The 24,195-nt window shown below is 68.4% G+C and carries 20 protein-coding genes and 1 pseudogene; 12 read left to right on the forward strand and 9 right to left on the reverse strand.

The genetic code is table 11. The features are described 5' to 3' along the window. Positions 1-8 precede the first annotated feature (8 nt). Together SY91_RS15795 and icd are read right to left on the reverse strand one after the other, a co-directional pair. Positions 9-2,237, reverse strand: a complete 2,229-nt coding sequence (locus SY91_RS15795) for an NADP-dependent isocitrate dehydrogenase (protein ID WP_043888081.1) — start codon at positions 2,235-2,237, stop codon at positions 9-11. 280 nt (positions 2,238-2,517) lie between these two features. Further along, complete coding sequence (gene icd, locus SY91_RS15800; protein WP_006478026.1) at positions 2,518-3,774, reverse strand: NADP-dependent isocitrate dehydrogenase; 1,257 nt, start codon at positions 3,772-3,774, stop codon at positions 2,518-2,520. A 277-nt stretch (positions 3,775-4,051) separates the two neighbouring features. Between icd and SY91_RS15805 the strand changes: the two are divergent. The 6 genes and pseudogenes from SY91_RS15805 (at position 4,052) to SY91_RS35045 (ending at position 10,945) form a co-directional block, all read left to right on the forward strand. Beyond that, positions 4,052-4,629: pseudogene (locus tag SY91_RS15805) on the forward strand (pseudouridine synthase). Between the two features lie 281 nt (positions 4,630-4,910). Next, positions 4,911-5,126, forward strand: a complete 216-nt coding sequence (locus tag SY91_RS15810) for a hypothetical protein (protein WP_011352970.1) — start codon at positions 4,911-4,913, stop codon at positions 5,124-5,126. 160 nt (positions 5,127-5,286) lie between these two features. After that, positions 5,287-5,787: a DUF192 domain-containing protein gene (locus SY91_RS15815; RefSeq protein ID WP_023477041.1), complete on the forward strand. Its 501-nt coding sequence runs from the start codon at positions 5,287-5,289 to the stop codon at positions 5,785-5,787. Positions 5,788-6,028: 241 nt separating this feature from the next. Beyond that, positions 6,029-8,140 (forward strand): elongation factor G, encoded by a 2,112-nt coding sequence (gene fusA, locus SY91_RS15820; protein ID WP_023477042.1) that lies wholly within the window; start codon positions 6,029-6,031, stop codon positions 8,138-8,140. Positions 8,141-8,306: 166 nt separating this feature from the next. After that, positions 8,307-9,317 (forward strand): HoxN/HupN/NixA family nickel/cobalt transporter, encoded by a 1,011-nt coding sequence (locus SY91_RS15825; RefSeq protein WP_043888094.1) that lies wholly within the window; start codon positions 8,307-8,309, stop codon positions 9,315-9,317. A gap of 290 nt (positions 9,318-9,607) precedes the next feature. Further along, complete coding sequence (locus tag SY91_RS35045) at positions 9,608-10,945, forward strand: hypothetical protein (protein ID WP_260632411.1); 1,338 nt, start codon at positions 9,608-9,610, stop codon at positions 10,943-10,945. 27 nt (positions 10,946-10,972) lie between these two features. On the opposite strand, the gene SY91_RS15835 is transcribed toward SY91_RS35045, so the two are convergent. Continuing rightward, a complete protein-coding gene (locus SY91_RS15835) occupies positions 10,973-11,818 on the reverse strand; it encodes an aldo/keto reductase (RefSeq protein WP_023474811.1) in 846 nt (281 codons plus the stop codon). A gap of 167 nt (positions 11,819-11,985) precedes the next feature. On the opposite strand from SY91_RS15835, the gene SY91_RS15840 reads away from it, so the two are divergent. Beyond that, positions 11,986-12,732, forward strand: coding sequence for a GntR family transcriptional regulator (locus SY91_RS15840; protein ID WP_011546029.1), 747 nt, complete (start codon positions 11,986-11,988; stop codon positions 12,730-12,732). A 21-nt stretch (positions 12,733-12,753) separates the two neighbouring features. Here SY91_RS15840 and SY91_RS15845 read toward each other — a convergent pair whose 3' ends face one another. Continuing rightward, complete coding sequence (locus SY91_RS15845) at positions 12,754-14,145, reverse strand: CoA transferase (protein WP_124477353.1); 1,392 nt, start codon at positions 14,143-14,145, stop codon at positions 12,754-12,756. Positions 14,146-14,285: 140 nt separating this feature from the next. Here SY91_RS15845 and SY91_RS15850 point away from each other — a divergent pair, with 140 nt between their 5' ends. Then, positions 14,286-15,518, forward strand: coding sequence for a citrate/2-methylcitrate synthase (locus SY91_RS15850; RefSeq protein ID WP_185920983.1), 1,233 nt, complete (start codon positions 14,286-14,288; stop codon positions 15,516-15,518). Here SY91_RS15850 and SY91_RS15855 read toward each other — a convergent pair. After that, the gene (locus SY91_RS15855; RefSeq protein ID WP_124592134.1) at positions 15,491-15,814 is read right to left on the reverse strand and encodes a DUF2917 domain-containing protein; all 324 of its coding nucleotides are present in this window, start codon (positions 15,812-15,814) and stop codon (positions 15,491-15,493) included. The two genes, SY91_RS15850 and SY91_RS15855, sit on opposite strands and share 28 nt — an antisense overlap. Positions 15,815-16,046: 232 nt before the next feature. On the opposite strand from SY91_RS15855, the gene mdtD reads away from it, so the two are divergent. Then, positions 16,047-17,483, forward strand: a complete 1,437-nt coding sequence (gene mdtD, locus SY91_RS15860; RefSeq protein ID WP_011694373.1) for a multidrug transporter subunit MdtD — start codon at positions 16,047-16,049, stop codon at positions 17,481-17,483. Positions 17,484-17,650: 167 nt separating this feature from the next. After that, positions 17,651-18,925: an EAL domain-containing protein gene (locus tag SY91_RS15865; protein WP_023478121.1), complete on the forward strand. Its 1,275-nt coding sequence runs from the start codon at positions 17,651-17,653 to the stop codon at positions 18,923-18,925. Between the two features lie 19 nt (positions 18,926-18,944). Here the strand turns inward: SY91_RS15865 and SY91_RS15870 are convergent, their stop codons facing one another. The 3 genes from SY91_RS15870 to SY91_RS15880 all read right to left on the reverse strand — a co-directional run bounded on the left by SY91_RS15870 (position 18,945) and on the right by SY91_RS15880 (position 21,214). Further along, positions 18,945-19,550 (reverse strand): class I SAM-dependent methyltransferase, encoded by a 606-nt coding sequence (locus SY91_RS15870; RefSeq protein WP_124477356.1) that lies wholly within the window; start codon positions 19,548-19,550, stop codon positions 18,945-18,947. 91 nt (positions 19,551-19,641) lie between these two features. Next, positions 19,642-20,697: a 2-dehydropantoate 2-reductase gene (locus tag SY91_RS15875; protein WP_124477357.1), complete on the reverse strand. Its 1,056-nt coding sequence runs from the start codon at positions 20,695-20,697 to the stop codon at positions 19,642-19,644. Beyond that, the gene (locus tag SY91_RS15880; protein ID WP_023478085.1) at positions 20,690-21,214 is read right to left on the reverse strand and encodes a DUF962 domain-containing protein; all 525 of its coding nucleotides are present in this window, start codon (positions 21,212-21,214) and stop codon (positions 20,690-20,692) included. The genes SY91_RS15875 and SY91_RS15880 overlap by 8 nt, the downstream gene beginning before the upstream one ends. A gap of 81 nt (positions 21,215-21,295) precedes the next feature. Here SY91_RS15880 and SY91_RS15885 point away from each other — a divergent pair, with 81 nt between their 5' ends. Next, positions 21,296-22,003, forward strand: coding sequence for a Crp/Fnr family transcriptional regulator (locus SY91_RS15885; RefSeq protein ID WP_023478084.1), 708 nt, complete (start codon positions 21,296-21,298; stop codon positions 22,001-22,003). Between the two features lie 106 nt (positions 22,004-22,109). Then, on the forward strand, positions 22,110-23,321 hold the full coding sequence (gene chrA / locus SY91_RS15890) for a chromate efflux transporter (protein ID WP_023478083.1): 1,212 nt from the start codon (positions 22,110-22,112) through the stop codon (positions 23,319-23,321). A 101-nt stretch (positions 23,322-23,422) separates the two neighbouring features. Here the strand turns inward: chrA and sodB are convergent, their stop codons facing one another. After that, positions 23,423-24,001, reverse strand: a complete 579-nt coding sequence (sodB, locus tag SY91_RS15895; protein WP_011546040.1) for a superoxide dismutase [Fe] — start codon at positions 23,999-24,001, stop codon at positions 23,423-23,425. Positions 24,002-24,195 lie beyond the last annotated feature (194 nt).

The raw sequence follows: 24,195 nt of genomic DNA on the forward strand, positions 1-24,195 counted from the left end.
GGCCGGGGTCAGGCGAGCGCGTCGACGATGCCGTTCAGCGTCGCGCTCGGGCGCATGGCCTGGCTCGTCAGCTCGACGTTCGGACGGTAGTAGCCGCCGATCGCCTGCGGCTTGCCTTGAGCGGCCGCCAGTTCTTCCAGGATGCGCGCCTCGTTGTCGGACAGCGCCTTCGCGACACCCTCGAACTGCGCCTTCAGCGCGGCGTCCTCTGTCTGCTCGGCCAGCGCCTGCGCCCAGTACAGGCACAGGTAGAAGTGGCTGCCGCGGTTGTCGAGACCACCGACCTTGCGCGCCGGCGACTTGTTCTCGTCCAGGAACTTGCCGGTCGCCTGGTCGAGCGTCTTCGCGAGCACGAGCGCCTTCGGGTTCTGGTACGCGTTGCCGAGGTGTTCGAGCGACGCGGCGAGCGCGAGGAATTCGCCGAGCGAATCCCAGCGCAGGAAGCCTTCCTCGACGAACTGCTGCACGTGCTTCGGCGCGGAACCGCCCGCACCCGTTTCGAACATCCCGCCGCCGGCCATCAGCGGCACGATCGACAGCATCTTCGCGCTGGTGCCGAGTTCCATGATCGGGAACAGGTCGGTCAGGTAGTCGCGCAGCACGTTGCCGGTGACCGAAATCGTGTCCTTGCCCGCGCGGATGCGCTCGAGCGAGAAACGCGTGGCGTCGACCGGCGTCATGATGCGGACGTCGAGGCCGTTCGTGTCGTGATCCTTCAGATAGCGTTCGACCTTCGCGATGATCTGCGCATCGTGCGCGCGCGCCGGGTCGAGCCAGAACACGGCCGGGGCGCCGGTCGCGCGGGCGCGGTTGACCGCAAGCTTGACCCAGTCCTGCACCGGTGCGTCCTTCGTCTGGCACATGCGCCAGATGTCGCCCGACTCGACCGCGTGCTCGAGCAGCACGTTGCCGGCTTCGTCGATGACGCGCACGACGCCGTCCGCCGGGATCTGGAACGTCTTGTCGTGCGAACCGTATTCCTCGGCCGCCTGCGCCATCAGGCCGACGTTCGGCACGCTGCCCATCGTGACCGGATCGAACGCGCCGTGCTGCTTGCAGTCCTCGATCACGGCCTGGTAGACGCCCGCGTAGCAGCGGTCCGGAATCACGGCCTTCGCGTCGTACAGTTGACCGTCCGGGCCCCACATGCCGCCCGAATCGCGGATCATCGCCGGCATCGATGCGTCGACGATCACGTCGCTCGGCACGTGCAGGTTCGTGATGCCCTTGTCCGAGTTGACCATCGCGAGGCGCGGACGCACCGCGTACTCTGCCTTGACGTCGGCTTCGATCGCTTCGCGCGTATCGGCCGGCAGGTCCTTCAGGCGCGCGTACAGGTCGCCGATCCCGTTGTTCGGGTTGAAGCCGGCCTTCGCCAGCACGTCCGCATGCTTCGCGAGCGCGTCGCGGTAGAACACCGACACGAAGTGACCGAACAGGATCGGGTCCGAGACCTTCATCATGGTCGCCTTCAGGTGCACCGAGAACAGCACGTCCTGCGCCTTCGCGTCGGCGATCTGCGCTTCGATGAAGCTGCGCAGCGCATTGCGGCTCATCACCGATGCGTCGATCACTTCACCGGCCTTCACGGCCGTCTTTTCCTTCAGCACCTTCTTCGCGCCGTCGGTCGTCGTGAGTTCGATCTTCACGCTGCCGGCATCGGCGATCAGCGCCGACTTCTCGCTGCCGTAGAAGTCGCCTTCGGTCATGTGCGCGACGTGCGCCTTCGACGTGGCCTTCCACGCGCCCATCTTGTGCGGATGCTTGCGTGCGTAGTTCTTGACCGACAGCGGCGCGCGGCGGTCGGAGTTGCCTTCGCGCAGCACCGGGTTCACCGCGCTGCCCTTGATCTTGTCGTAACGTGCCTTGACGGCCTTTTCTTCGTCGGTCGACGGATCTTCCGGATAGGCCGGCAGCGCGTAGCCCTGCGCCTGCAGTTCGGCGATCGCGGCCTTCAGCTGCGGCACCGAAGCGCTGATGTTCGGCAGCTTGATGATGTTCGCTTCCGGCTTCAGCGTGAGCTGGCCCAGCTCGGCCAGATCGTCGGAACCCTTCTGCTCCGACGGCAGGACGTCTGCGAATGCCGCGATGATGCGGCCGGCGAGCGAGATGTCGCGCGTTTCGACGGCGACGCCGGACGAACGCGTGAAGGCCTTGACGATCGGCAGCAGCGAGTAGGTCGCGAGCGCCGGCGCTTCGTCGGTGAGGGTGTAGATGATCTTGGGCGAAGTGGACATGGTGGTCAAAGCATTGCTACGTGATTGAGGGACTGAGGAGCGCCGGCGGTAACCGGCGGGGAGCGACCGGGTCGATCGCGAAAGGGGCGCCGGCTCAGCCGGGCGGTGGTGTTGCGAGGGCCGTCATGGTCTACCTTGCAGGGCTTGCGGGCCGCTTCGCGGCGCCGCGGCCCGCATGCCGGGCCACCCTGCCAACAAACCTGCCATCCACGAAACGCTCCGGCGCCGGCAGTCAGCGCCGGGGCGGCCGGCACCGTGCCGGCCCACCCCGGAAGGGGTCTTACATGTTCTCGATCAGCACTTCGCCGAAGCCGGAGCACGACACCTGCGTCGCGCCTTCCATCAGGCGCGCGAAGTCGTACGTGACGCGCTTCTGCAGAATCGACTTCTCCATCGCGGCGATGATCGTGTCGGCTGCTTCCGTCCAGCCGAGGTGGCGCAGCATCATTTCCGCCGACAGGATCTCGGAACCGGGGTTCACGTAATCCTTACCCGCGTACTTCGGCGCCGTGCCGTGCGTCGCCTCGAACATCGCGACCGAATCCGACAGGTTCGCGCCCGGCGCGATCCCGATGCCGCCGACCTGCGCGGCCAGCGCGTCGGAGATGTAGTCGCCGTTCAGGTTCAGCGTCGCGATCACGTCGTATTCGGCCGGGCGCAGCAGGATCTGCTGGAGGAACGCGTCGGCGATCGAATCCTTGATCACGATCTCGTTGCCTGTCTTCGGGTTCTTCACGCGCATCCACGGGCCGCCGTCGATCAGCTCGCCGCCGAATTCCTTCTGCGCGAGCGCGTAGCCGGCGTCACGGAACAGGCCTTCCGTGAACTTCATGATGTTGCCCTTGTGCACCAGCGTGACCGACTTGCGATCGTTGTCGATCGCGTACTGGATCGCCTTGCGCACGAGACGTTCGGTGCCTTCGGTCGACACGGGCTTGACGCCGATCCCGGAAGTTTCCGGGAAACGGATCTTCTTCACGCCCATCTCGTCCTGCAGGAACTTGATCACCTTCTTCGCCTGCTCGGAGCCCGCGGCCCATTCGATGCCCGCGTAGATGTCTTCCGAGTTCTCGCGGAAGATCACCATGTCGATCTTCTGCGGCTCGCGCACCGGCGACGGCACGCCCTTGAAGTACTGGACCGGGCGCAGGCACACGTAGAGATCGAGCTCCTGGCGCAGCGCGACGTTCAGCGAACGGATGCCGCCGCCGACCGGGGTCGTGAGCGGCCCCTTGATCGACACCACGTATTCCTTCAGGACCTGCAGCGTTTCGTCCGGCAGCCACACGTCCGGACCGTACACCTTGGTCGCCTTCTCGCCCGCGAAGATCTCCATCCAGTGGATCTTGCGCTTGCCCTTGTACGCATGCGCGACCGCCGCATCGACGACCTTGATCATGACCGGCGTGATATCGAAGCCCGTACCGTCGCCTTCGATATAGGGAATGATCGGCTGATCGGAAACGTTGAGCGAGAAGTCCTTGTTGACGGTGATCTTGTCACCGCCCTCCGGAACCTTGATGTGCTGATACGGCATGATCGACTCCAGTGACGTGGCTGAGCAGGTGATGCTGGTCGAAGCTGCGCGCGCGGCGGGGGGCGCGGCATGGCCACCCCGTGACGACAACAGCGAGCCGCTATTCTAGCGCCCCAACCGGGCACTTCGGCGTGAACCGCGGCACTGCGTATCAAGACCTCACTTATGTCTTATATAAGACAGAGGACTTGCCGTTCCGTATTATGCATTAAGATTCCGCCATTTGCCATAGACCGCCCGCCCCCGCTCCCGCAGGGCGCCGGGCGGACGCCCCGCCATGAACCTGATCGCCCTCAACAAGCCGTTCGGCACGATTTGCCAGTTTTCCGCGCACGAGACGCGGCCGTCGCTCGGCGACTGGGTCAAAACGCCCGGCGTGTATGCGGCCGGCCGGCTCGACGCGGACAGCGAGGGGCTGCTGCTGCTCACCGACGACGGCGGGCTGCAGGCCCGCATCGCGGAGCCGCGCCACAAGCTGGTGAAGCGCTACTGGGCGCAGGTCGACGGCGCGCCGGGGCCGGCCGACCTGAAGGCGCTCGCCCGCGGCGTCGACCTCGGCGACTACGTGACGCGCCCGTGCCGCGCCGAATTCATCGAGCCCCCGACACGCTGTGGCCGCGCAATCCGCCGATCCGCTACCGCGCCGCGATCCCGACCACGTGGATCGAGCTGGCGATCACCGAGGGCAAGAACCGGCAGGTGCGCCGGATGACGGCGGCCGTCGGCTTCCCCACGTTGCGCCTGGTGCGCGTCGGCATCGGCGCGCTGGACATATTCGCGCTCGGCATTGCACCGGGCGAAACGATCGCGCTGCCGCCGCGCGCGCCGTGGGACGGTTTCGCGCCCGCCAGATGACGAACCCGGGACGCGCGCATTTTTCGTCATCTTTTTCGTCAACCGCCTGCGGAGATCATGCGTTAAACCACGCAGATGCCAACCTTAGCTATCCGGCATTGGCAGCCGAACCCGTGTTTGCGTCACGAAAGCGACGTTTTATTCGAATACGATTCGGCGCCCGCAGCGCAAAGAGAAATTTCTCGAAGCGTCTGTCAACCGAAAGGTGGATGGCACCGTTAGACGACATGACTCCTATTGCCGGGTCATTTGGTTAATTAACTAAAGCTGAGGAACACAACATGAACAAACTGATCGCCGCTCTGGTCGCTGGCCTCTTCGCAACGGCTGCTTTCGCACAAGCTTCGGCTCCGGAAGCTGCTCCGGCAGCAGCAGAAGCTGCTTCGGCACCGGCTAAGCACGCTGCCAAGAAGCACCACGCTGCCAAGAAGCACCACAAGGCATCGAAGAAGGCTGCAGCAAGCGACGCAGCAGCACCGGCAGCTGCTTCGAACTAAGTAAGCTGGCTGTAATAACGCAGTCAAGAACACGCAGTCTTGCCGTTCTTACGGCGTTGAAAGGCAGATCACCGCAAGGCGATCTGCCTTTTTCTTTTTTGTGCCCGCCGGCGCGCATCGCGTACCATGCGGGTCTCGTTTTCCAGACAGGAGCCATGCTGTGTCATTCTCCCTGCGCCCGTCGCTCGGCCGCCTTGCGCGCGCCGTCGTGTTTCCCGCCGCGCTCGCCATCCTCGCGCTCGGCATGCAGGCCGCCGGCGCCCAAGTGCCGCCCGGCGCCAAGCAGCCGAGCGAGTTCCCGCGCGTGAAGCTGCGCGCCGGCATGTACGTGATCGACGCGGCCGTCGCCGCGAACGACGCCGACCGCGAACAGGGGCTGATGTACCGTTCGCAGCTCGCGCCGAACGAGGGCATGCTGTTCGTCTTCAACGAGAACGCCGTGCACTGCTTCTGGATGAAGAACACGCTGATTCCGCTGTCGATCGCGTTCATCCGCGCGGATGGCACGATCACCGACATCGACGAGATGAAGGCCGAGACGACCGACAACCACTGCCCGCGCAACAACGGCGTCTATGCGCTCGAAATGAGCAAGGGCTGGTTCGCCGCGAAGGGCATCAAGCCCGGCATGAAGCTCGACGGCCTGCCGCGGGCCCAGTAACCGCAACGGTCCGCGCGGCGGCATCGCGCCGCGCCCCGACCGAACAGCCGGCCGCCCGTCATTTCCTGTCGGGCGCCGGTTTTTTTTTCGTCCGCCCGCGGCGCCCGCCTTGATTCGGCACCCGCTGCCCGCATCTGCAAAAGCCACGGACAAGCGCTATCCTTTAAATCTCGCTAGTTCCAGCCCGGGCCGGCACCCAATCAGCCGGCCCGCTTACGATCCGAACCACCAGGAGGTTCACGTGCCCCGCAAAACCCCCATCGAGCGCTATCGAAATATCGGGATCAGCGCTCACATCGATGCCGGCAAGACCACGACGACCGAGCGCATCCTGTTTTATACCGGTGTGAGCCACAAGATCGGTGAAGTGCACGACGGCGCGGCCACGATGGACTGGATGGAGCAGGAGCAGGAACGCGGCATCACGATCACGTCGGCGGCGACCACGGCCTTCTGGAAGGGCATGGCCGGCAACTATCCGGAGCACCGGATCAACATCATCGACACGCCCGGGCACGTCGACTTCACGATCGAAGTCGAGCGCTCGATGCGCGTGCTCGACGGCGCATGCATGGTCTACGACTCGGTCGGCGGCGTGCAGCCGCAATCCGAAACCGTGTGGCGCCAGGCCAACAAGTACAAGGTGCCGCGCATCGCGTTCGTCAACAAGATGGACCGGATCGGCGCCGACTTCTTCCGCGTGCAGAAGCAGATCGGCGAGCGCCTGAAGGGTGTCGCCGTGCCGATCCAGATTCCGATCGGCGCGGAAGATCATTTCCAGGGCGTCGTCGATCTGGTGAAGATGAAGGCGATCGTGTGGGACGACGAAAGCCAGGGCGTGAAGTTCACGTACGAGGACATCCCCGCGAACCTCGTCGAACTCGCACACGAATGGCGCGAGAAGATGGTCGAGGCCGCCGCCGAAGCGAGCGAGGAACTGCTCGAGAAGTATCTGCACGACCATGAATCGCTGACCGAGGACGAGATCAAGGCCGCGCTGCGCCAGCGCACGATCGCGAACGAGATCGTGCCGATGCTGTGCGGCAGCGCGTTCAAGAACAAGGGCGTGCAGGCGATGCTCGACGCGGTGATCGACTACCTGCCGTCGCCGGTCGACGTGCCCGCGATCCTCGGCCACGACTTCGCCGATCCGGAAAAGCCGGCGGAACGTCATCCGAGCGATGACGAGCCGTTCTCGTCGCTCGCGTTCAAGATCATGACCGACCCGTTCGTCGGCCAGCTGATCTTCTTCCGCGTGTATTCGGGCGTCGTGGAGTCGGGCGATACCGTGCTCAACGCGACGAAGGACAAGAAGGAGCGGCTCGGCCGGATCCTGCAGATGCACGCGAACGAACGCAAGGAAATCAAGGAAGTGCGCGCGGGCGACATCGCGGCGGCCGTCGGCCTGAAGGAAGCGACCACCGGCGACACGCTGTGCGATCCAGCCAAGCCGATCATCCTCGAGAAGATGGAATTCCCGGAACCGGTGATCTCGCAGGCCGTCGAGCCGAAGACGAAGGCCGACCAGGAAAAGATGGGCCTCGCGCTGAACCGTCTCGCGCAGGAAGATCCGTCGTTCCGCGTGCAGACCGACGAAGAGTCCGGCCAGACCATCATTTCGGGGATGGGCGAGCTCCACCTCGAAATTCTGGTCGACCGGATGAAGCGCGAGTTCGGCGTCGAGGCGACGGTCGGCAAGCCGCAGGTCGCGTATCGCGAAACGGTGCGCACGACGGCGGCCGACGTCGAGGGCAAGTTCGTCAAGCAGTCGGGCGGGCGCGGCCAGTACGGTCATGCGGTGATCACGCTGGAGCCGAACCCCGGCAAGGGCTACGAGTTCCTCGACGAGATCAAGGGCGGCGTGATTCCGCGTGAGTTCATCCCGGCCGTCGACAAGGGCATCACCGAGACGCTGAAGAGCGGCGTGCTCGCGGGCTACCCGGTCGTCGACGTGAAGGTGCATCTGACGTTCGGTTCGTACCACGACGTCGACTCGAACGAAAACGCGTTCCGGATGGCCGGCTCGATGGCGTTCAAGGAAGCAATGCGCAAGGCGAAGCCGGTGCTGCTCGAGCCGATGATGGCCGTCGAGGTCGAGACGCCCGAGGACTTCATGGGCAACGTGATGGGCGACCTGTCGAGCCGGCGCGGCATCGTGCAGGGGATGGAGGACATCGCGGGCGGTGGCGGCAAGCTGGTACGTGCCGAGGTGCCGCTCGCGGAAATGTTCGGCTATTCGACGTCGCTGCGCTCGGCCACGCAAGGTCGTGCGACGTACACGATGGAGTTCAAGCATTACGCGGAAACGCCGGCGAACGTGTCGGAAGCCGTGATCAACGCGAAAGTGAAATAAGCGCCGCTCGCTCGCCCGCTGGCGCATGCGCGCAAAGCCCGTCCGGTTCGTTCCGGACGGGCTTTTTTCTTCCGGCGCGCATCGCGTTCGTGGCTTTTTGATCGGCGCGCCGGGCTTTTTTTCGCGTGCCACAATGGATGGCGATTCGTCAGATGGAACCCGCCCAATGCCGCCCACCCCTGCCCTGCGCCGCCTGCTGACCCTCTATGCCGGCCTGATCGCCGCGAACGTCGCCGTCTGGCTGTGGGCGCTCGCCGTGCTGCGCGATCATCCGCTGCTGTTCGGCACCGCGGCGATCGCGTACGGGCTCGGGCTGCGCCATGCGGTCGACGCGGATCACATCGCCGCGATCGACGTCGCGACGCGCAAGCTGATGCAGGACGGCCAGCGTCCGGTGAGCGTCGGCCTGTTCTTCTCGCTCGGCCATTCGACGATCGTGATCGCCGCGACGCTCGGCATCGCGCTGACCGCGTTCGCGCTGCGCGACCGGTTCGATGCATTCCGCGACATCGGCGGCACGATCGGCACGGCGGTATCGGCCACCTTCCTGCTGGTGCTCGCGTGCGTGAACCTGATGATCCTGCGCGACGTGTGGCGACGCTATCGCGGCGCGTCCGGGCACACGCACGACGGCACGCACGACCATCGTCCCGCCGGCCTCGTCTCGCGGTTGCTACGGCCGTTGTTCCGGTTCGTGTCGAAGAGCTGGCACATGTATCCGGTCGGCGTGCTGTTCGGGCTCGGTTTCGATACTGCAACCGAAATCGGCCTGCTCGCGATTGCCGCCGCGCAGGCGAGCCAGGGGCTGCCGATCTATACGGTCATGCTGTTTCCCGCGCTTTTCACCGCCGGCATGACGCTGATCGACTCGACCGACAACGTGCTGATGATTCAGGCATACGGCTGGGCGATGGACGATCCGCAGCGCAAGCTGCTCTACAACGCGAGCATCACGTTCGTGTCGGCGGCCGTCGCGCTGGCGATCGGCGGGATCGAAGCGGCCGGCCTGCTGGCCGACAAGCTGTCGCTGACGGGCCCCGTGCGCGACACGCTCGATGCGCTCGGCGAACGCTTCGGCTCGATCGGCTATGGCATCGTCGCGCTGTTCCTCGTCTGCTGGATCGCGTCGATCCTGTTCCACCGCTGGCAACGCGCGGCCGACGCGCCGGCGCGCTGAACGACGCCCCGACGTTTCATTCCGGAAACAAAACCCTCCCCGACGACGTTGCATGCGTGGTCACGTGACTGCGCCCGCCTTGCGCCACGGCCCCGCGCGGCCGCTGGCACGAATCTCGCAGAGTGGGATGCGCACGGCGGGCCCGCGTGCCGATCCGCGTTCGCGGCCAGCGTCAAGCGCTGGCCCGGAGGCCATCGGCTGACGATAGGACAACGAATCTTTTAAGCCCCCCTGCACCACACGTGAATAGTCGCGCGGCAACGAGGCATCGCGCGCATGGGGAGGCCATGATGCATAAGACGAAACAACCGTTCCGCACGGCGGGACGGCGCCCTCGTGCAACCTTGCTGGCCGCGGCCGCTTTGGCGTGCTGCTGCTCGTATGCCGTCGCACAGAACACCACACCTGACTCCGTGTCCGACGCAAATGCCAGCGCGGACACCATCATGACGCTGGTCGAGAACGCATCGCCGTGCGCCGCCAATCCGGCTGCGTGCGCGGTGCACGTTTATGCCGGCCGGGGCGTCGGTAATGGCGGTGCCGGTGCGGGCGGCAGTGGAAACGGCGGCGGCACCGGTGGCGGGAGCGGGAACGGTAGCGGCGGAAACAACGGGAACGGCGCCGTCGGACCTGCAGGCGTCGGCGGAACGACAGGCGGTACCTCAGGCAGTACGAGCGGCACGGGCCGTGGAGGCAATGCGTCCGGCAACGGTGGCTCAGGTGGCGGCAGCTCGGGTGGCGGCACTTCGGGTGGCGGTACTTCGGGTGGCGGTACTTCGGGTGGCGGTACTTCGGGTGGTGGTACTTCAGGTGGAAGCACCTCGGGTGGCGGTACTTCGGGTGGCGGCACTTCAGGTGGAGGCACCTCGGGTGGCGGTACTTCGGGTGGCGGTACTTCGGGTGGCGGTACTTCGGGTGGCGGTACTTCGGGTGGCGGCACTTCAGGTGGAGGCACCTCGGGTGGCGGTACTTCGGGTGGCGGCACTTCAGGTGGAGGCACCTCGGGTGGCGGTACTTCGGGTGGCGGTGGCCACGGTGACGGCGGTGGTCACGGCAATGGCGGCGGCCATGGTGACGGCGGCGGTGGCCACGGCAATGGTAACGGTGGCGGTGGCAACGGCAATGGCGGCGGCCATGGCAACGGTGGCGGCGGCAACGGCGGCGGCGGCGGCGGCGGCAACGGCAACGGCAACGGCGGTGGCGGTGGCGGTGGCGGTGGCGGTGGCGGTGGCGGCGGTGGCGGTGGCGGCGGCGGCGGCGGCGGCGGCGGCGGCCATGGTAACGGCGGAGGTGGCCACGGTAATGGCGGTGGCAACGGCAATGGCAACGGCAGTGGCGGAGCCGGCAACGGCGGCGCCAACGGCGTCGGCAACGGCCGTGGCAATGGCGGCAACAGTGGCAATGCCGGCGGCGGCAACGGTAACGGCGGCGGAGGCGCGGGTAACGGCGGCGGGAGCGGCGGCGCCAACGGCACCGGCGGCCACGGCAATGGCGGCGGCAACGGTAACGGCAATGGCAGCGGCGGCGCCGGCAACGGCGGTGCCAACGGGGTCGGCAACGGCCATGGCACCGGCAACGGCAATGGCGGCGGTCACGGCAACGGCGGATCGTCCGGCGGCAACCACTGACCCGACGCGTTGCCCGGCCGAAGTCGGTCAGAGCATCTCGAGCGCGCGCTTGCTGCGCGGCGGACGGAAATATGCGTCAAGCTGCGCGCGCTCGTCATCGCTGAACACGACATCGAGCGCGGCGCGGTTGTCACGCACGTGTTCGATCCGCGACGCCTTCGGAATCGCGAATACGCCCGGCTGCGCGAGCACCCACGCCAGCGCGACGCGCATCACCGACACGTCGCGCAGCCGCGCGATCTCGTCGAGCGGCGAGCGTTTCGGCAGCCGCCCGTGATCGACCGGGCTGTACGCCATCGCCGGAATCCGATGGTCGGCCAGCCACGGCAGCAGGTCGAATTCCGGACCGCGTCGCGCGATGTTGTAGAGAATCTGGTTGGTTGCGCACGCACCGCCGCCCGCCTCGTCGACGAGTTCGGCCATGTCGGCCGTATCGAAGTTGCTCACGCCCCAGTGGCGGATCTTGCCCGCGCGCTGCAACGCGTCGAAGCCCTCGACCGTTTCCGCGAGCGGCACCGACCCGCGCCAGTGCAGCAGGTATAGATCGAGGCGATCGGTACGCAGGCGCTTGAGGCTCGCGTCGCATGCGGCGACGACGCCACGCCGGCTCGCATGGTGCGGATAGACCTTGCTGACGAGGAACACGTCGTCGCGCAAGCCGGCGAGCGCGTCGCCGACGAGTTCCTCGGTCGCACCGTCGCCGTACATCTCCGCGGTATCGACCAGCGTCATCCCGAGTTCGATGCCTTCGCGCAGCGCGGCGATCTCGTCCGCGCGCCGCGCCGGCCGCTCGCCCATTTCCCAGGTGCCCAGGCCCAGCTTCGGAATCGTCTCGCCGTTCGGCAAGACAACCGTGGCGATCGTGTCTGTCATGCGTGTCCTCGTTGCGGATTCGTGGCCGCCCACCGCGGCCGGAGCATCGGATACGACGCATCAGTGTAGTCAATCGGTGCGCCCCCGGCCTATTACACGGCAAAAACCGGCTATAACGGCGCGGCATGATGACTTAGAATGGCCGCAACCTGATCGATACCCATTGTATGAAGGCACCCACGGACGACCGCTGGCAGGACCTGCGCCCCGACCCCGACAACGATACGCCGCTCTACCTGCAGCTCGCCCGCAAGCTCGGCGATGCGATCCACGACAACCGCTGGACGGCCGGCGAAGCGCTGCCTTCCGAGCGTGTGTTGTCCGAAGCGCTCGGCGTGTCGCGCATCACCGCGCGCAAGGCGATCGCGCTGCTCGTCGAGCAAGGCCTGATCCGCCGTACGCAAGGCGCGGGCAACTTCATCCAGCCGCGCTACGAAGATCCGCTGTCGCGGCTGTCGAGCTTCAGCGAGATGCTGGAGCGCCGCGGTTTCAAGCCGAGCTCGCAGTGGCTCGCGCGCGAAATCCAGCCCGCCAACCGCGACGAAGTGATCCAGCTCGGCCTGTCGCCGGCCGCATCGGTTACGCGCCTGAAACGCCTGCGTCTCGCCGACGGCATCGTGATGGCCGTCGAGAACTCGACGTTCCCCGCGACGCTGATTCCCGATCCGCAGGCGATCGCCGGTTCGCTGTACAGCTATCTCGAAGCGCGCGGCACGCCGATCGTGCGCGCGCTGCAGCATTTCCGCGCGGTGAACGCGACCGACGAGATCGCCGAGCAGATGGGCATCGCCCCGCACGACGCCCTGCTGCTGATCACGCGGATCGGCTATACGTCCGACCAGCGCGCGATCGAACTGACCGATACCTACTGCCGCAACGACTACTACGATTTCGTCGTCGAACTACGCAAGTAACGCGAGCCGCGCCGCCGGCCCTCACAGCCAGCGCGCGTCGTCGGTGCCAAGCGGCACGGGTGGCCGCGCGAACGACGGCGGCGTCGCCGACAACCGCTCGGCCGGCCGCACGGTGTCGAGCGCGCCGAACGGCGACGCGATGCGGTCGATCCGGTCGCGCACGTCGGCCAGCGCGAGATCGGGCGCCTGCAGCCCGTCCGGCACCGCGCCGAACGACTGCAGCCACCGCCCCGTCTGCGCGAGCGACATCCGCACGTGCCAGCTTCCCCCTTCGCGTGCCCGCCGGGCGAGCGCGATCATCGCGCCGAACGCCGCGAGATACCCCGTTGCATGATCGAGCGCCTGGCACGGCAGATGGCGCGGCCCGCTCGCCTGCGCGGCCTGCTGCTCGTGCCATGCGATGCCGCTCGCCGACTGCACGAGGCTGTCGAACCCGCGCCGCTGCGCCCACGGCCCTGCATGCCCGTACGCCGACACCGACACGTAGACGATGCCGGGCCGCCGCGCCGCCAGCGCCTGCGGCGTGAAACCGCGCGCGGCGAGCGCGCCGGGGCGGTACGACTGCAGAAACACGTCCGCCTCGCGCGCCAGGGCGTGCAGCGTATCGACGCCTGCCGCGTCGCGCAGATCGATCCACGTCGAACGCTTGCCGCGCCCGTTGTCGATCACGAGCGGCGCGATGTTCGGCAGGTGCGGACCGTTGACGAGCAGCGTCTGCGCGCCGTGCGAGGCCAGCGTGCGGCCCGCGACCGGGCCCGCGATGATGCGCGTGAGATCGAGCACGCGCACGCCGGCCAGCGGCTGGCTGGCGTCGCCGCGGCCGATCGGCTCGGCCGGCGCGTCGCCGATCCGCTCGATCTCGAACAGCGGCAGCGACGCGATCGCGCGCGCCTGCTCGTGCGCGGCCCATTCTTCAGGTGTTCTGATCAATGCCGCGCACAGGCCGGCGTCGGCCAGCGCGGTATCGAGTGCCGCGCCGTCCCAGGTACGGATCGCCGCGGCGACGTCGGCGGGCTGCGGGCCGCAGCCGAGCACGTCGAGAATACCGTGCAGGTGATGCGGGAAATTCGCGTGCAGTTGAATCCAGCGTCCGTCGCCCGTCTCGAAGAAGCCGGTCACCGGATGACGCAACTCCGGCGGCGGGCCGTCGTCCACGCGCAGGTAGCGTTCGCTGCGGAACGCCACGAGCGCGTCGCGCACCGACACGTCGACCGATTGCGCCACGCCCGTCCGCAGTCGATGGCACTCGGCTGCCGCGAGCCCGGCTGCGGCAATCGTCGCGGCGGCGAGCGTGCCGACATGAAACGTCGACGGCAGCGTCGGGTCCTGCCCGGTCACGGTCGTGCGGGCCAGCGCGTCGCGTTCGCCGCGTGCGAGTTGCCAAAGATGCGCCAAGGCGGAATCGGGTGTCATGGTGAAGGAGACGCCGTTGAGGAGACGGGAACGAGTCTAGAATTCGCGACAGGCGCGATCAATCTTGATTGCACGAATCAACACATAACGAATAGTTGTAGCGCGCCCGCGCTTCATGCGCGGCGACAGGAGCAACCGGCATGACGTCCCTCAGTGCGCAGGAAGCCGCCGGCATGCTCGGCGTCAGCGTGAGCACCCTTTATGCGTACGTGAGCCGCGGCCTGCTGCGCTCGCTGCCCGACGGCGCGACCAAGCGCCGCCGCTACGACGCCAACGAAGTGCGCCTGCTCGCGCGCCGCCGGGCCGATGCGAAGCGCGCGGGCGGCGTCGCCGAACGTTCGCTCGACTGGGGCGTGCCGGTCCTGGAATCGCGGATCACGCAGATCGCCGACGGTCGCCTGCGCTACCGCGGCGCCGATGCGATCGCGCTGGCCGACGCGGCGACACTCGAAGAAACGGCCGCGCGGCTGTGGGACTGTCCGCCCGCGCGGCTGGCCGCCGCGTCGCTCGCGTCGACCGGTTTCGACGCGGCGCAGTGGGACGACTGGGCGCGTCGCTGGGCGCACCTCGCGCCGCTCGAACGCACGCTGGTGCTGCTGCCGGCCACCGCCGCGTCGCTGCCGCGCCTGTGGGCGCAGGGGCGCGACGCACAGCTCGATTCCGCGGCGCTGCTGCTGCGCGTCGCGACGGCCGCGCTCGCCGGCATCGCGCCGGGCGACGCGCCCGTGCACCAACAGCTCGCGGCCGCGTGGCGCGTGCGGCGGCGCAATGAAGCCGACCTGCTGCGGCGCGCGCTCGTGCTGTGCGCCGATCACGAACTGAATCCGTCGACCTTCGCGGTACGCTGCATCGCGTCGACCGGCACCCATCTGTTCGGCGCGATCTCGGGCGGGCTCGCGGCGCTGTCGGGGCCGCGCCACGGCGGTGAGACGTTCCGCGCCAGCACGCTGCTCGACGAAGCGGCCCGCGCCGCCGATCTCGATCGCTACCTCGCGCTGCGGCTGGCGCACGACGAACGCGCGGACGGCGGCCGCACCGCCCTGTCAGGCTTCGCACACCCGCTGTACCCCGACGGCGACCCGCGCGCGCGGGCGTTGCTCGATGCGCTGCACGCGGCGGCGCCCGAGCGGCCGGTGCTGCGCGTCGCGCACGCGCTCGCCGCACGCGTCGAAGCGGCGACGGGCCTGCGGCCGACGATCGATTTCGCGCTCGCGGTGCTGGAGCGCACGCTCGCGCTGCCCGACGGCGCGGCATTCACGCTGTTCGCGGCCGGCCGCACGGCCGGCTGGATCGCGCATGCGCTCGAACAGTACGCGGACGGGAAGCTGATCCGGCCGCGCGCCCGCTACGTCGGCAGCGACGCGGCCGCGTGACGCCGGCCGTCGCGCCACACGGCGAACGGACGCCACCATGCAGACGCTGTGCGCACGGCCGGTGCCGCGAGCGGGCCGAATGCGAACGTCGCGCCGCGCGGCCCCGCGCTGACCCACGCGCGCATGCCGGGCAGCAAGGTCAACGATGCGCCCGCGCCCAGCCAGTGATCGTCGGGCCGGCCCTCGACGGTCACCCACACGTCGCCCTCGGCCACTTCGAGCAGCGTGCGATCGACGATCCGCCACCGTCCGGCCGGCTCGTCGCCGTCCATCACGTAAAGTCGCAGTTCGCGCATGGCAGCCTCCTGGTCGCACGGGTTCGATGACGCCAGTATTTCGGACAGTGACGGCACACGGACAGATACGGCCGCAGACACTTTCGGCTGAACTGTACTGGCCGGCCGACGGGGACAGAGGCTTCCCGCGGGCCGGTCCGGTCGGCGGCCACACGACATACCGCGCCGAACCTGCACGGCGCGGCGGCTTTCCCTACAATGTCGGCTGTCCCGCGCCACCGCCCCCGCCGTCATGTTCCAACGCCCGCCCGCCGCCGCTCCTGGCGAAAAGAACCTCACCGTGATGCTCTGGCTCGTTGCGACGGGCTTCTTCATGCAGACGCTCGACGCGACGATCGTCAACACGGCGCTGCCGTCGATGGCCGCGAGCCTCGGCGAATCGCCGCTGCGAATGCAATCGGTCGTGATCGCATACTCGCTGACAATGGCGGTGATGATTCCCGTGTCGGGGTGGCTCGCCGATACGTTCGGCACGCGGCGCGTGTTCTTCAGCGCGATCCTGGTGTTCTCGCTCGGCTCGCTGCTGTGCGCGAACGCGCATACGCTGACGCAACTCGTCGCGTTCCGCGTGGTGCAGGGGGTCGGCGGCGCGATGCTGCTGCCGGTCGGGCGGCTCGCGGTGCTGCGCACCTTTCCGGCCGAACGCTACCTGCCCGCGCTGTCGTTCGTCGCGATTCCGGGCCTGATCGGCCCGCTGATCGGGCCGACGCTCGGCGGCTGGCTCGTGAAGATCGCGTCGTGGCACTGGATCTTCCTGATCAACGTGCCGGTCGGCGTCGCGGGCTGCATCGCGACCTTCTATTCGATGCCCGACTCGCGCAACCCGGCCGCCGGCCGCTTCGACCTGAAGGGCTATCTGCTGCTGACGATCGGCATGGTCGCGATCTCGCTGTCGCTCGACGGGCTCGCCGATCTCGGCATGCAGCACGCGGCCGTGCTGGTGCTGCTGATCCTGAGCCTCGCGTGCTTCGTCGCGTACGGACTGTACGCGGTGCGCGCGCCGCAGCCGATCTTCTCGCTGGAGTTGTTCAAGATCCACACGTTCAGCGTCGGGCTGCTCGGCAACCTGTTCGCGCGGATCGGCAGCGGCGCGATGCCGTACCTGATTCCGCTGCTGCTGCAGGTGAGCCTCGGCTACTCGGCGTTCGAGGCCGGGCTGATGATGCTGCCCGTCGCGGCGGCCGGCATGTTCTCGAAGCGGATCATCACGCGGCTGATCACGCAGCACGGCTACCGCAAGGTGCTGCTCGCGAACACGATCATGGTCGGCGTGATGATGGCGAGCTTCGCGCTGATGCGCGACACGGTGCCGGTGTGGGTGAAGGTCGTGCATCTCGCGCTGTTCGGCGGCTTCAACTCGATGCAGTTCACCGCGATGAACACGTTGACGCTGAAGGATCTCGGCACCGGCGGCGCGAGCAGCGGCAACAGCCTGTTCTCGCTCGTGCAGATGCTGTCGATGAGCCTCGGCGTCACGGTCGCCGGCGCGCTGCTCGCAACGTTCACCGGCATGCTGCGCACGGTGACGCCGAGCAACACGCTGCCGGCGTTCCATGCGACCTTCATCTGCGTCGGGATCATCACGGCCGCGTCCGCGTGGATCTTCGCGCAGCTCGCGCCCGAGATCCGCAGCACCGCGCGCAAGACCGACCCGTCCGAGCGCGCGTGACGCGCGGCGCGCGCCGAATCGGGCCGGAACGCACCATCGCGGTGCAACGCGGCCCGGCACGCGTGCGCATGTCGGCGGCGGCGGGCGGCCGCACACGGCGCCTGCCGTGCATACTTCTTGCTCGCGTATTCTGTAGGTAAACTGGGAGTCTTCCTTCGGCCGACATCATGAGCATGATCGAAATCGATCCCCCCGGCTTTCAGCCGCCCCGCCCGGTCGCCGGCGACGACGGGAACCGACGCACCGTGCTGTACGGCGGCTACACCGTGTTCAGCGTGTTCCAGCCCGTGTTCTCGGTGTCGCACCGGCGCGCGATCGGCTATCACGCGTCGCTGCGCGCGCACGACGAGGAAAACCGCCAGGTGGCGTCGCACGAGGTGTTCACGCAGGCGGCGCGGCGCGGCGACCTGCTCGAGCTCGGCCGGCTCGCCGAATCGTTGCATCTCGGTAACTTCCACGCGTTCGACAGCCACGACGAATGGCTCTTCCTGAGCCTGCATCCGGCCGCGCTGATGGACACCATCTACGGCGACGCGCTGCTCGCGAACCTGAAGGCGCTCGGGCTGCCGCCGCACCGCGTGGTGCTCGAGGTGCCCGAACAGGCCGGCGGCGAGACGCCGCGCTATGCGGCGATCATCGACGGGCTGCGCAAGGCCGGCTTCCTGATCGCGCTCGTCGGGTTCGGCGCGAAGCATTCGAACATCGATCGCGTGTGGCATCTGCATCCCGACATCGTCACGCTCGACCGCGGCATCCTCGCGCAGGCGAGCGAGCACTCGCATCTCGAACGCGTGCTGCCAGGGCTCGTGTCGCTGCTGCACGAATCCGGCCAGCTCGTGCTGATGGGCGGGCTCGCGACCGAACGCGACGCGCTGATCGCGCTCGAATGCGACGTCGATTTCGTACAGGGCCAGTACTTCGCGGGGCCGAGCGTCGATCCGGTGCAGCCGCAGGCCGCCGCGGGCTGCATGGATACGCTGTCGGCCGCGCTGCGGCTGCGCGTCGCGCAGCGCGAACGCACGCAGGCCGAACGGCTCGCGCCGTACGTGGCCGCGCTCGAGGACGCGAGCCGCAGGCTCGGCGCGGGCGAATCGCTCACCGATGCGGCCGCCGCCGTGCTCGGGCTGCCCGAGACCGCGCGCTGCTTCCTGCTCGACGCGTCGGGCCGCCAGATCGGCGACAACGTGCTCGCGCGCGGCAGCGTGTCGCAACGTGCGAAGCGCTTCCGCCCGCTGCTGCATTCCGAAGGCGCGAGCTGGGAACGCCGCCCGTACTTCATCGACGCGATGCGCGCGCCCGGCGGCGTGCATCTGACGCCGCCCTACCTGTCGATCAACGAGGCGCACCTGTGCGTGACCGCGTCGATCGCCGCACCGGCCGCGACGGGCATGCAGGTGCTCTGCGTCGACATCAACTGGGAAGCGGCACTCAGCCGCGAGTGAGTTCGCCGGCGCGGCGCGCTCACCCGTCGCGGCCCGCCTTGCGCACGATCAGCCGGTGCACGCGCTTGCCGGACGACGCGCTGACGACCTCGTGTTCGTCGATCACGTGCACGCCCGCGCCCAGCGCCGCATGCATCCGCGCCGAATCGAGCGGCGTATAGAGGCGGCCGCGCTCGTCGCGCAACATGCCGCTTCCGGCCACCCGCCAGCTCAGGTACAACGTGCCGCCCGGCATCAGCAGATCGGCCAGCCGCGCGGCAGCCGCCGCTGCATCCGCCTGTTCGAGATGCATGACGACCGTTTCGCACAGCACGTTGCGAAACGCGCCGGACGGTACGCCGGCCAGCGCCGGCAGCGCGGCCAGTTCGAACGTCAGATCGCGATGGCGCCGCCGCGCCTCATCGAGCAGCGCGGCGCTCGCGTCGTAGCCGCGCACGTCGAAGCCGCGCGACGCGAGCCAGGCCGTGTCGCGCCCCGCGCCGCAGCCGACGTCGGCGGTCAGCCCCGGCGAGAAATGTTGTTCGAGCAGCGCGTACATGTCGTCGGGCGCAGCCTGGTCGAGCCAGTCCTGCGCGTATTGCGCGGCATGGGCGTCGTAGGCATCGAGAGTCGGGCGATCCACCATGGCGATTGCTCCGCAAGGGCGTCGGATGACGCACTCCGCATCTTAGTCGTTGCGCCCGGCCCGCGCCGCCGGCAAGCGCCGCGACGCCGGCCTACGCGGCCGGCACGTGGCCCGCACGCGGCGCCTGCGCGGCCAGGTCGGCCCACAGCGCATCGCCGCGCCACGCCGGACGTGACGCCGCGCTTTCCGCGTCGTGGACGAGCGCGCACAGCCGCGCATTGACCGGCGCCGGCGCGCCGAAGCGCCCGGCCAGCCGCACGATTTCGCCGTTGATCCATTCGACTTCGGTCGCACGATGCGCCGCGAGATCGTCGGACATCGACGAGCGCGCCAACGGATCGATCTCGAGCATCCGGCCGCCGAGCACGCGGAAAGCCGCATCGGGCAGATCGAGCATCGCCGGAATCCATGCGGCCGGCAGCGGCGTCAAGCGCGCAGGCCGGATCGCGGCCCGCGCCAGCCAGTGCAGCGCCTCGCGCTGGGCCAATGCGACGCAGCGCCGGTACGTGCGTTGGGCGAGCTCGTCGCGCAACGGCAGGTTCGCGAGCGCATTGACCGCATTGTTCAGGTTGAGCAGCAGCTTCGCCCACTGCACGGTGCGCATGTCGCGATGCAGCACGAGCGGCAGGCCGGCCCGCGCGAACAGGCCGGTGAACGGCTGCAGCGCAGGCGACGCGTCGACCGCCAGCCTCCCCGCCGAGCCCTGGTGAAACGCGCCGGGCCCGCGCTCGATCACGTTGAACGGCACCATGCCGGCCAACACGGTCGCTTGCGGGAGTGCGTCGCGCAGCACGTCGGCGTTGTGCAGGCCGTTCTGGAAGCTGATCATGATCGTGCCCGGCCGCAGCACGCCGGCCAGTTGCGCGGCGGCCTCGCGCGTGGCGGCCGACTTCACCGCGACGAGCACGAGCCGCGCGGCGGCCGCCGCGGCCGGATCGGTGGCGAATCGGACATCGGCCGGCGCGAGCGCCCCGCGATAGCCGCGCCGGTCGGTCAGCGTGAGTCCGTGCAGATGAATCGCGTCGCCGATCCGCGCGCGGCCGACGAGCGTGACGTGCGCGCCGGCTGCCGCGAGGCGGCCGCCGAGGTAGCACCCGATCGCGCCCGCGCCGAATACGCAGACCGGCCCGGCCGACGCATCAGACATGCGAATGCGCGCCGCCATGCACCGGGCCCGCGCGCCGCTCGACTTCGCGGCGTACGTCGCCGCGCAGCCCCGCGAAGAACGCGACCTCGGCGACGACGAACAGCGGCCCGACGATCAGGCCGACCAGATCGTCGACGAACGCGGGCTTGCGGCCTTCGAACCAGTGCCCGACGAACTGCACGATCCAGCCGACGACGAACGCGCCGATGCCGATTGCAAGCCATTGCGCGGTCCGCAGCGGCGCCAGCGACTGCGCGGCCCACAGGCCGAGGGCGAGCAGCCCGGTCATCACGATCCCGAACCGCAGGTCGAGACGCAAGTAGAACAGCGCGGACACGACGGCGAGCAGCAGCGCCGGCGACAGCGCGATGCCGGCCAGCATCCCGAGCGCCGGCCGCGACAGCAGCACCTCGACCGCGAACACGATCATCGGGATGCCGACCAGATGCGTCGCGATGTTGCGCGCGTCGCGATGGTAGGCCGCATACTGGGAAAGATGATCTTCGAGGGTCTTCATGGCGTCTCCTGATCGGTTATTGAGCGCTATGATGCGCGTCACGCCCGAGAACCTCTGTCAGCTACCCGACATCGCGTGCCCATGCCTTCTTCGCTCGCCCCGTACCTGCCGCAGATCGAAGCGAACCCGTGGTTCGCCGGGCTGCCGCCCGCGCTGCGCGCCGACCTGATCGCCCGCGCGACGCTGCGCCGCTTGCCGTCCGGCCACGCGCTGTTCCGGCGCGGCGACCCGCCGTGCGGGCTGTACGCGGTACTGGCCGGTTCACTCACGATAGGGGCGGTCGATCCGCAGGGCAAGGAAGCGCTGCTGACGGTGGCCGAGCCCGTCACGTGGTTCGGCGAGATCGCGTTGTTCGACGGCCAGCCGCGCACGCACGACGCCATCGCGCTCGACGACGCGCTGCTGCTGCACGTGCCCCAGGCCGCGCTGCTCGCGATCCTCGATACGACGCCGCAATACTGGCGGCAGTTCGCGCTGCTGATGGCGCAAAAGCTGCGCCTGAGCTTCCTGACCGTCGAGTCGATGAGCGTGATGCCGGCCGCGCAGCGGCTCGCCGCGCGGCTGCTGATGATCGCCGAAGGCTACGGCGGCATCAGCGCCGGGCGCACGCATATCCGGCTGTCGCAGGAAACGCTCGCGTCGATGCTGTCGCTGACGCGGCAGACCACCAACCAGTTGCTGAAGGCGTTGCAGGCCGACGGCGTGGTGCGGCTGCACGTCGGCGAGATCGAGCTCGTGGACATCGACGCATTGCGCCGCGCGAGCGGGCTCGGCGACGGCGCGTCCTGAACGCCGCGCAACGGCCTCGGCAGGCCTTTGTCGACGCTGCGCGCTGCCCCGCAGCCGCCGAGTTGCGCTATCGTGGCGACTCGTTCCGCCAGCCGCGCGCACCGCCTTGAACACGTCGACCCTCCCCGCCCCCGCCCGTCATCCGTGGCCCGTCTTCATCGCGTTCCTGCGGCTCGGGCTCACGTCGTTCGGCGGGCCGGTCGCGCATCTCGGCTACTTTCGCGCGGAATTCGTCACGCGGCGCGGCTGGCTCACCGAGCGCACCTATGCCGATCTGGTCGGGCTGTGCCAGTTCCTGCCGGGGCCGGCGAGCAGCCAGGTCGGGATGGCGATCGGTCTCGCGCGTGCCGGCTATGCCGGCATGTTCGCCGCGTGGCTCGGTTTCACGCTGCCGTCGGCGCTGCTGATGATGCTGTTCGCGCTCGGCGTTCACGCGACGGGCGCGCCGATCGAAGCCGGCGCGCTGCACGGGCTGCGCATCGTGTCGGTCGCGGTGATCGCGCAAGCCGTATGGGGCATGGCGCGCACGCTGTGCCCGGATGCGCGGCGCGTCACGCTGATGGCCGCGGCCGCCTGCGTCGCGCTGCTCGCGCCGGCCGCCTGGACGCAGGTCGCGGTGATCGTCGTGGCTGGTGCCGCCGGTCTCGTGCTGCTGCCGCAACCGGCGCGCGACGCGCACGAACCGTTGCCGCTGCACGTGTCGTCCCGCGCGGGCGTGCTGTGGCTTCTGCTGTTCGCAGCGCTGCTCGTCGCGCTGCCGTTCGCGGCCCGCGCGCTGCGCTCCGATACGCTCGCCGTCGTCGATGCGTTCTTCCGCACGGGTGCGCTCGTGTTCGGCGGCGGCCACGTGGTGCTGCCGCTGCTGCAGGCGGCCGTGGTCGCGCCCGGCTGGGTCGGCGATTCGGCGTTTCTCGCCGGATATGGCGTCGCGCAGGCCGTGCCGGGGCCGCTGTTCACGTTCTCGGCATTCCTCGGTGCGTCGCTGCGCGATGCGCCGAACGGCTGGCTCGGCGGCACGATCGCACTCGTGTCGATCTTCGCGCCGTCGTTCCTGCTCATCGCCGGCACCGCGCCGTTCTGGGAACGCCTGCGCCGCAGCGCGCACATGCAGGCCGCGCTCGCCGGCGTGAACGCGGCCGTCGTTGGGCTGCTGCTCGCCGCGCTCTATCATCCGGTCTGGACCGACACGATCGTCGCGCCGCGCGACCTGGCCGCCGCGCTGGTCGCCTTCGTCGCGCTGGTGTTCTGGCGCGTGCCGCCATGGGCCGTCGTGATCGCGAGCGCGGCGCTCGGCTGGCTGCTCGGCATCGCCGGCTGATCCGGCGGGCGCGGCACGTTCGGGCCGCGCAAAAACAAAAAGCCCTCGAAACGAGGGCTTTTTTCGATGCCGCGCGCCGTAGCGGCGCGCAGGCGCCGGACTTACGCGAAGTTCTTCGCTGCGAAGTCCCAGTTCACGATGTTCCAGTACGCTTCGACGAACTTCGGACGCGCGTTGCGGTAGTCGATGTAGTACGCGTGTTCCCACACGTCGATCGTCAGCAGTGCCTTGTCGGCGGTCGTCAGCGGCGTGGCTGCGTTGCTCGTCGACACGATGTCGAGCGAACCGTCGGCCTTCTTCACGAGCCATGCCCAGCCCGAACCGAACGTGCCGACCGCGGCCTTCGTGAACGCTTCCTTGAATGCGTCGTACGAACCCCACTTCGCATTGATCGCGTCGCCCAGCGCGCCCGTCGGTGCGCCGCCGCCGTTCGGCGACAGGCTGTTCCAGAAGAACGTGTGGTTCCAGACTTGCGCGGCGTTGTTGAAGATGCCGCCCGACGACTTCTTCACGATCTCTTCCAGCGGCAGGTTTTCGAATTCCGTGCCCGGGATCAGATTGTTCAGGTTCGTCACATATGCCTGATGGTGCTTGCCGTAGTGGTACTGGATCGTCTCGAGCGAGATGGTCGGCGCGAGTGCGTCTTCAGCGTACGGGAGCGGCGGGAGCGTATGAGCCATGGCGATTCCTTCGTTGAGTATGTAGGGAGGCTGTGTTGGATGCTGCCGAGCGTCCGATTGTAGGCGAGGACGAATAACCCCGCAAACTCACGGGCCATTTATCCGCGGTATGCGAAAAAGCGCTGCTGGCGCGACGTCCGGCAGGACGAACCGGACGATGCGCAGCATTCGTGCCCGGCCGCGCCGCATGCGTT

Origin of the sequence: Burkholderia cenocepacia, from assembly GCF_014211915.1 — a bacterium.
GTDB lineage: Bacteria > Pseudomonadota > Gammaproteobacteria > Burkholderiales > Burkholderiaceae > Burkholderia > Burkholderia orbicola.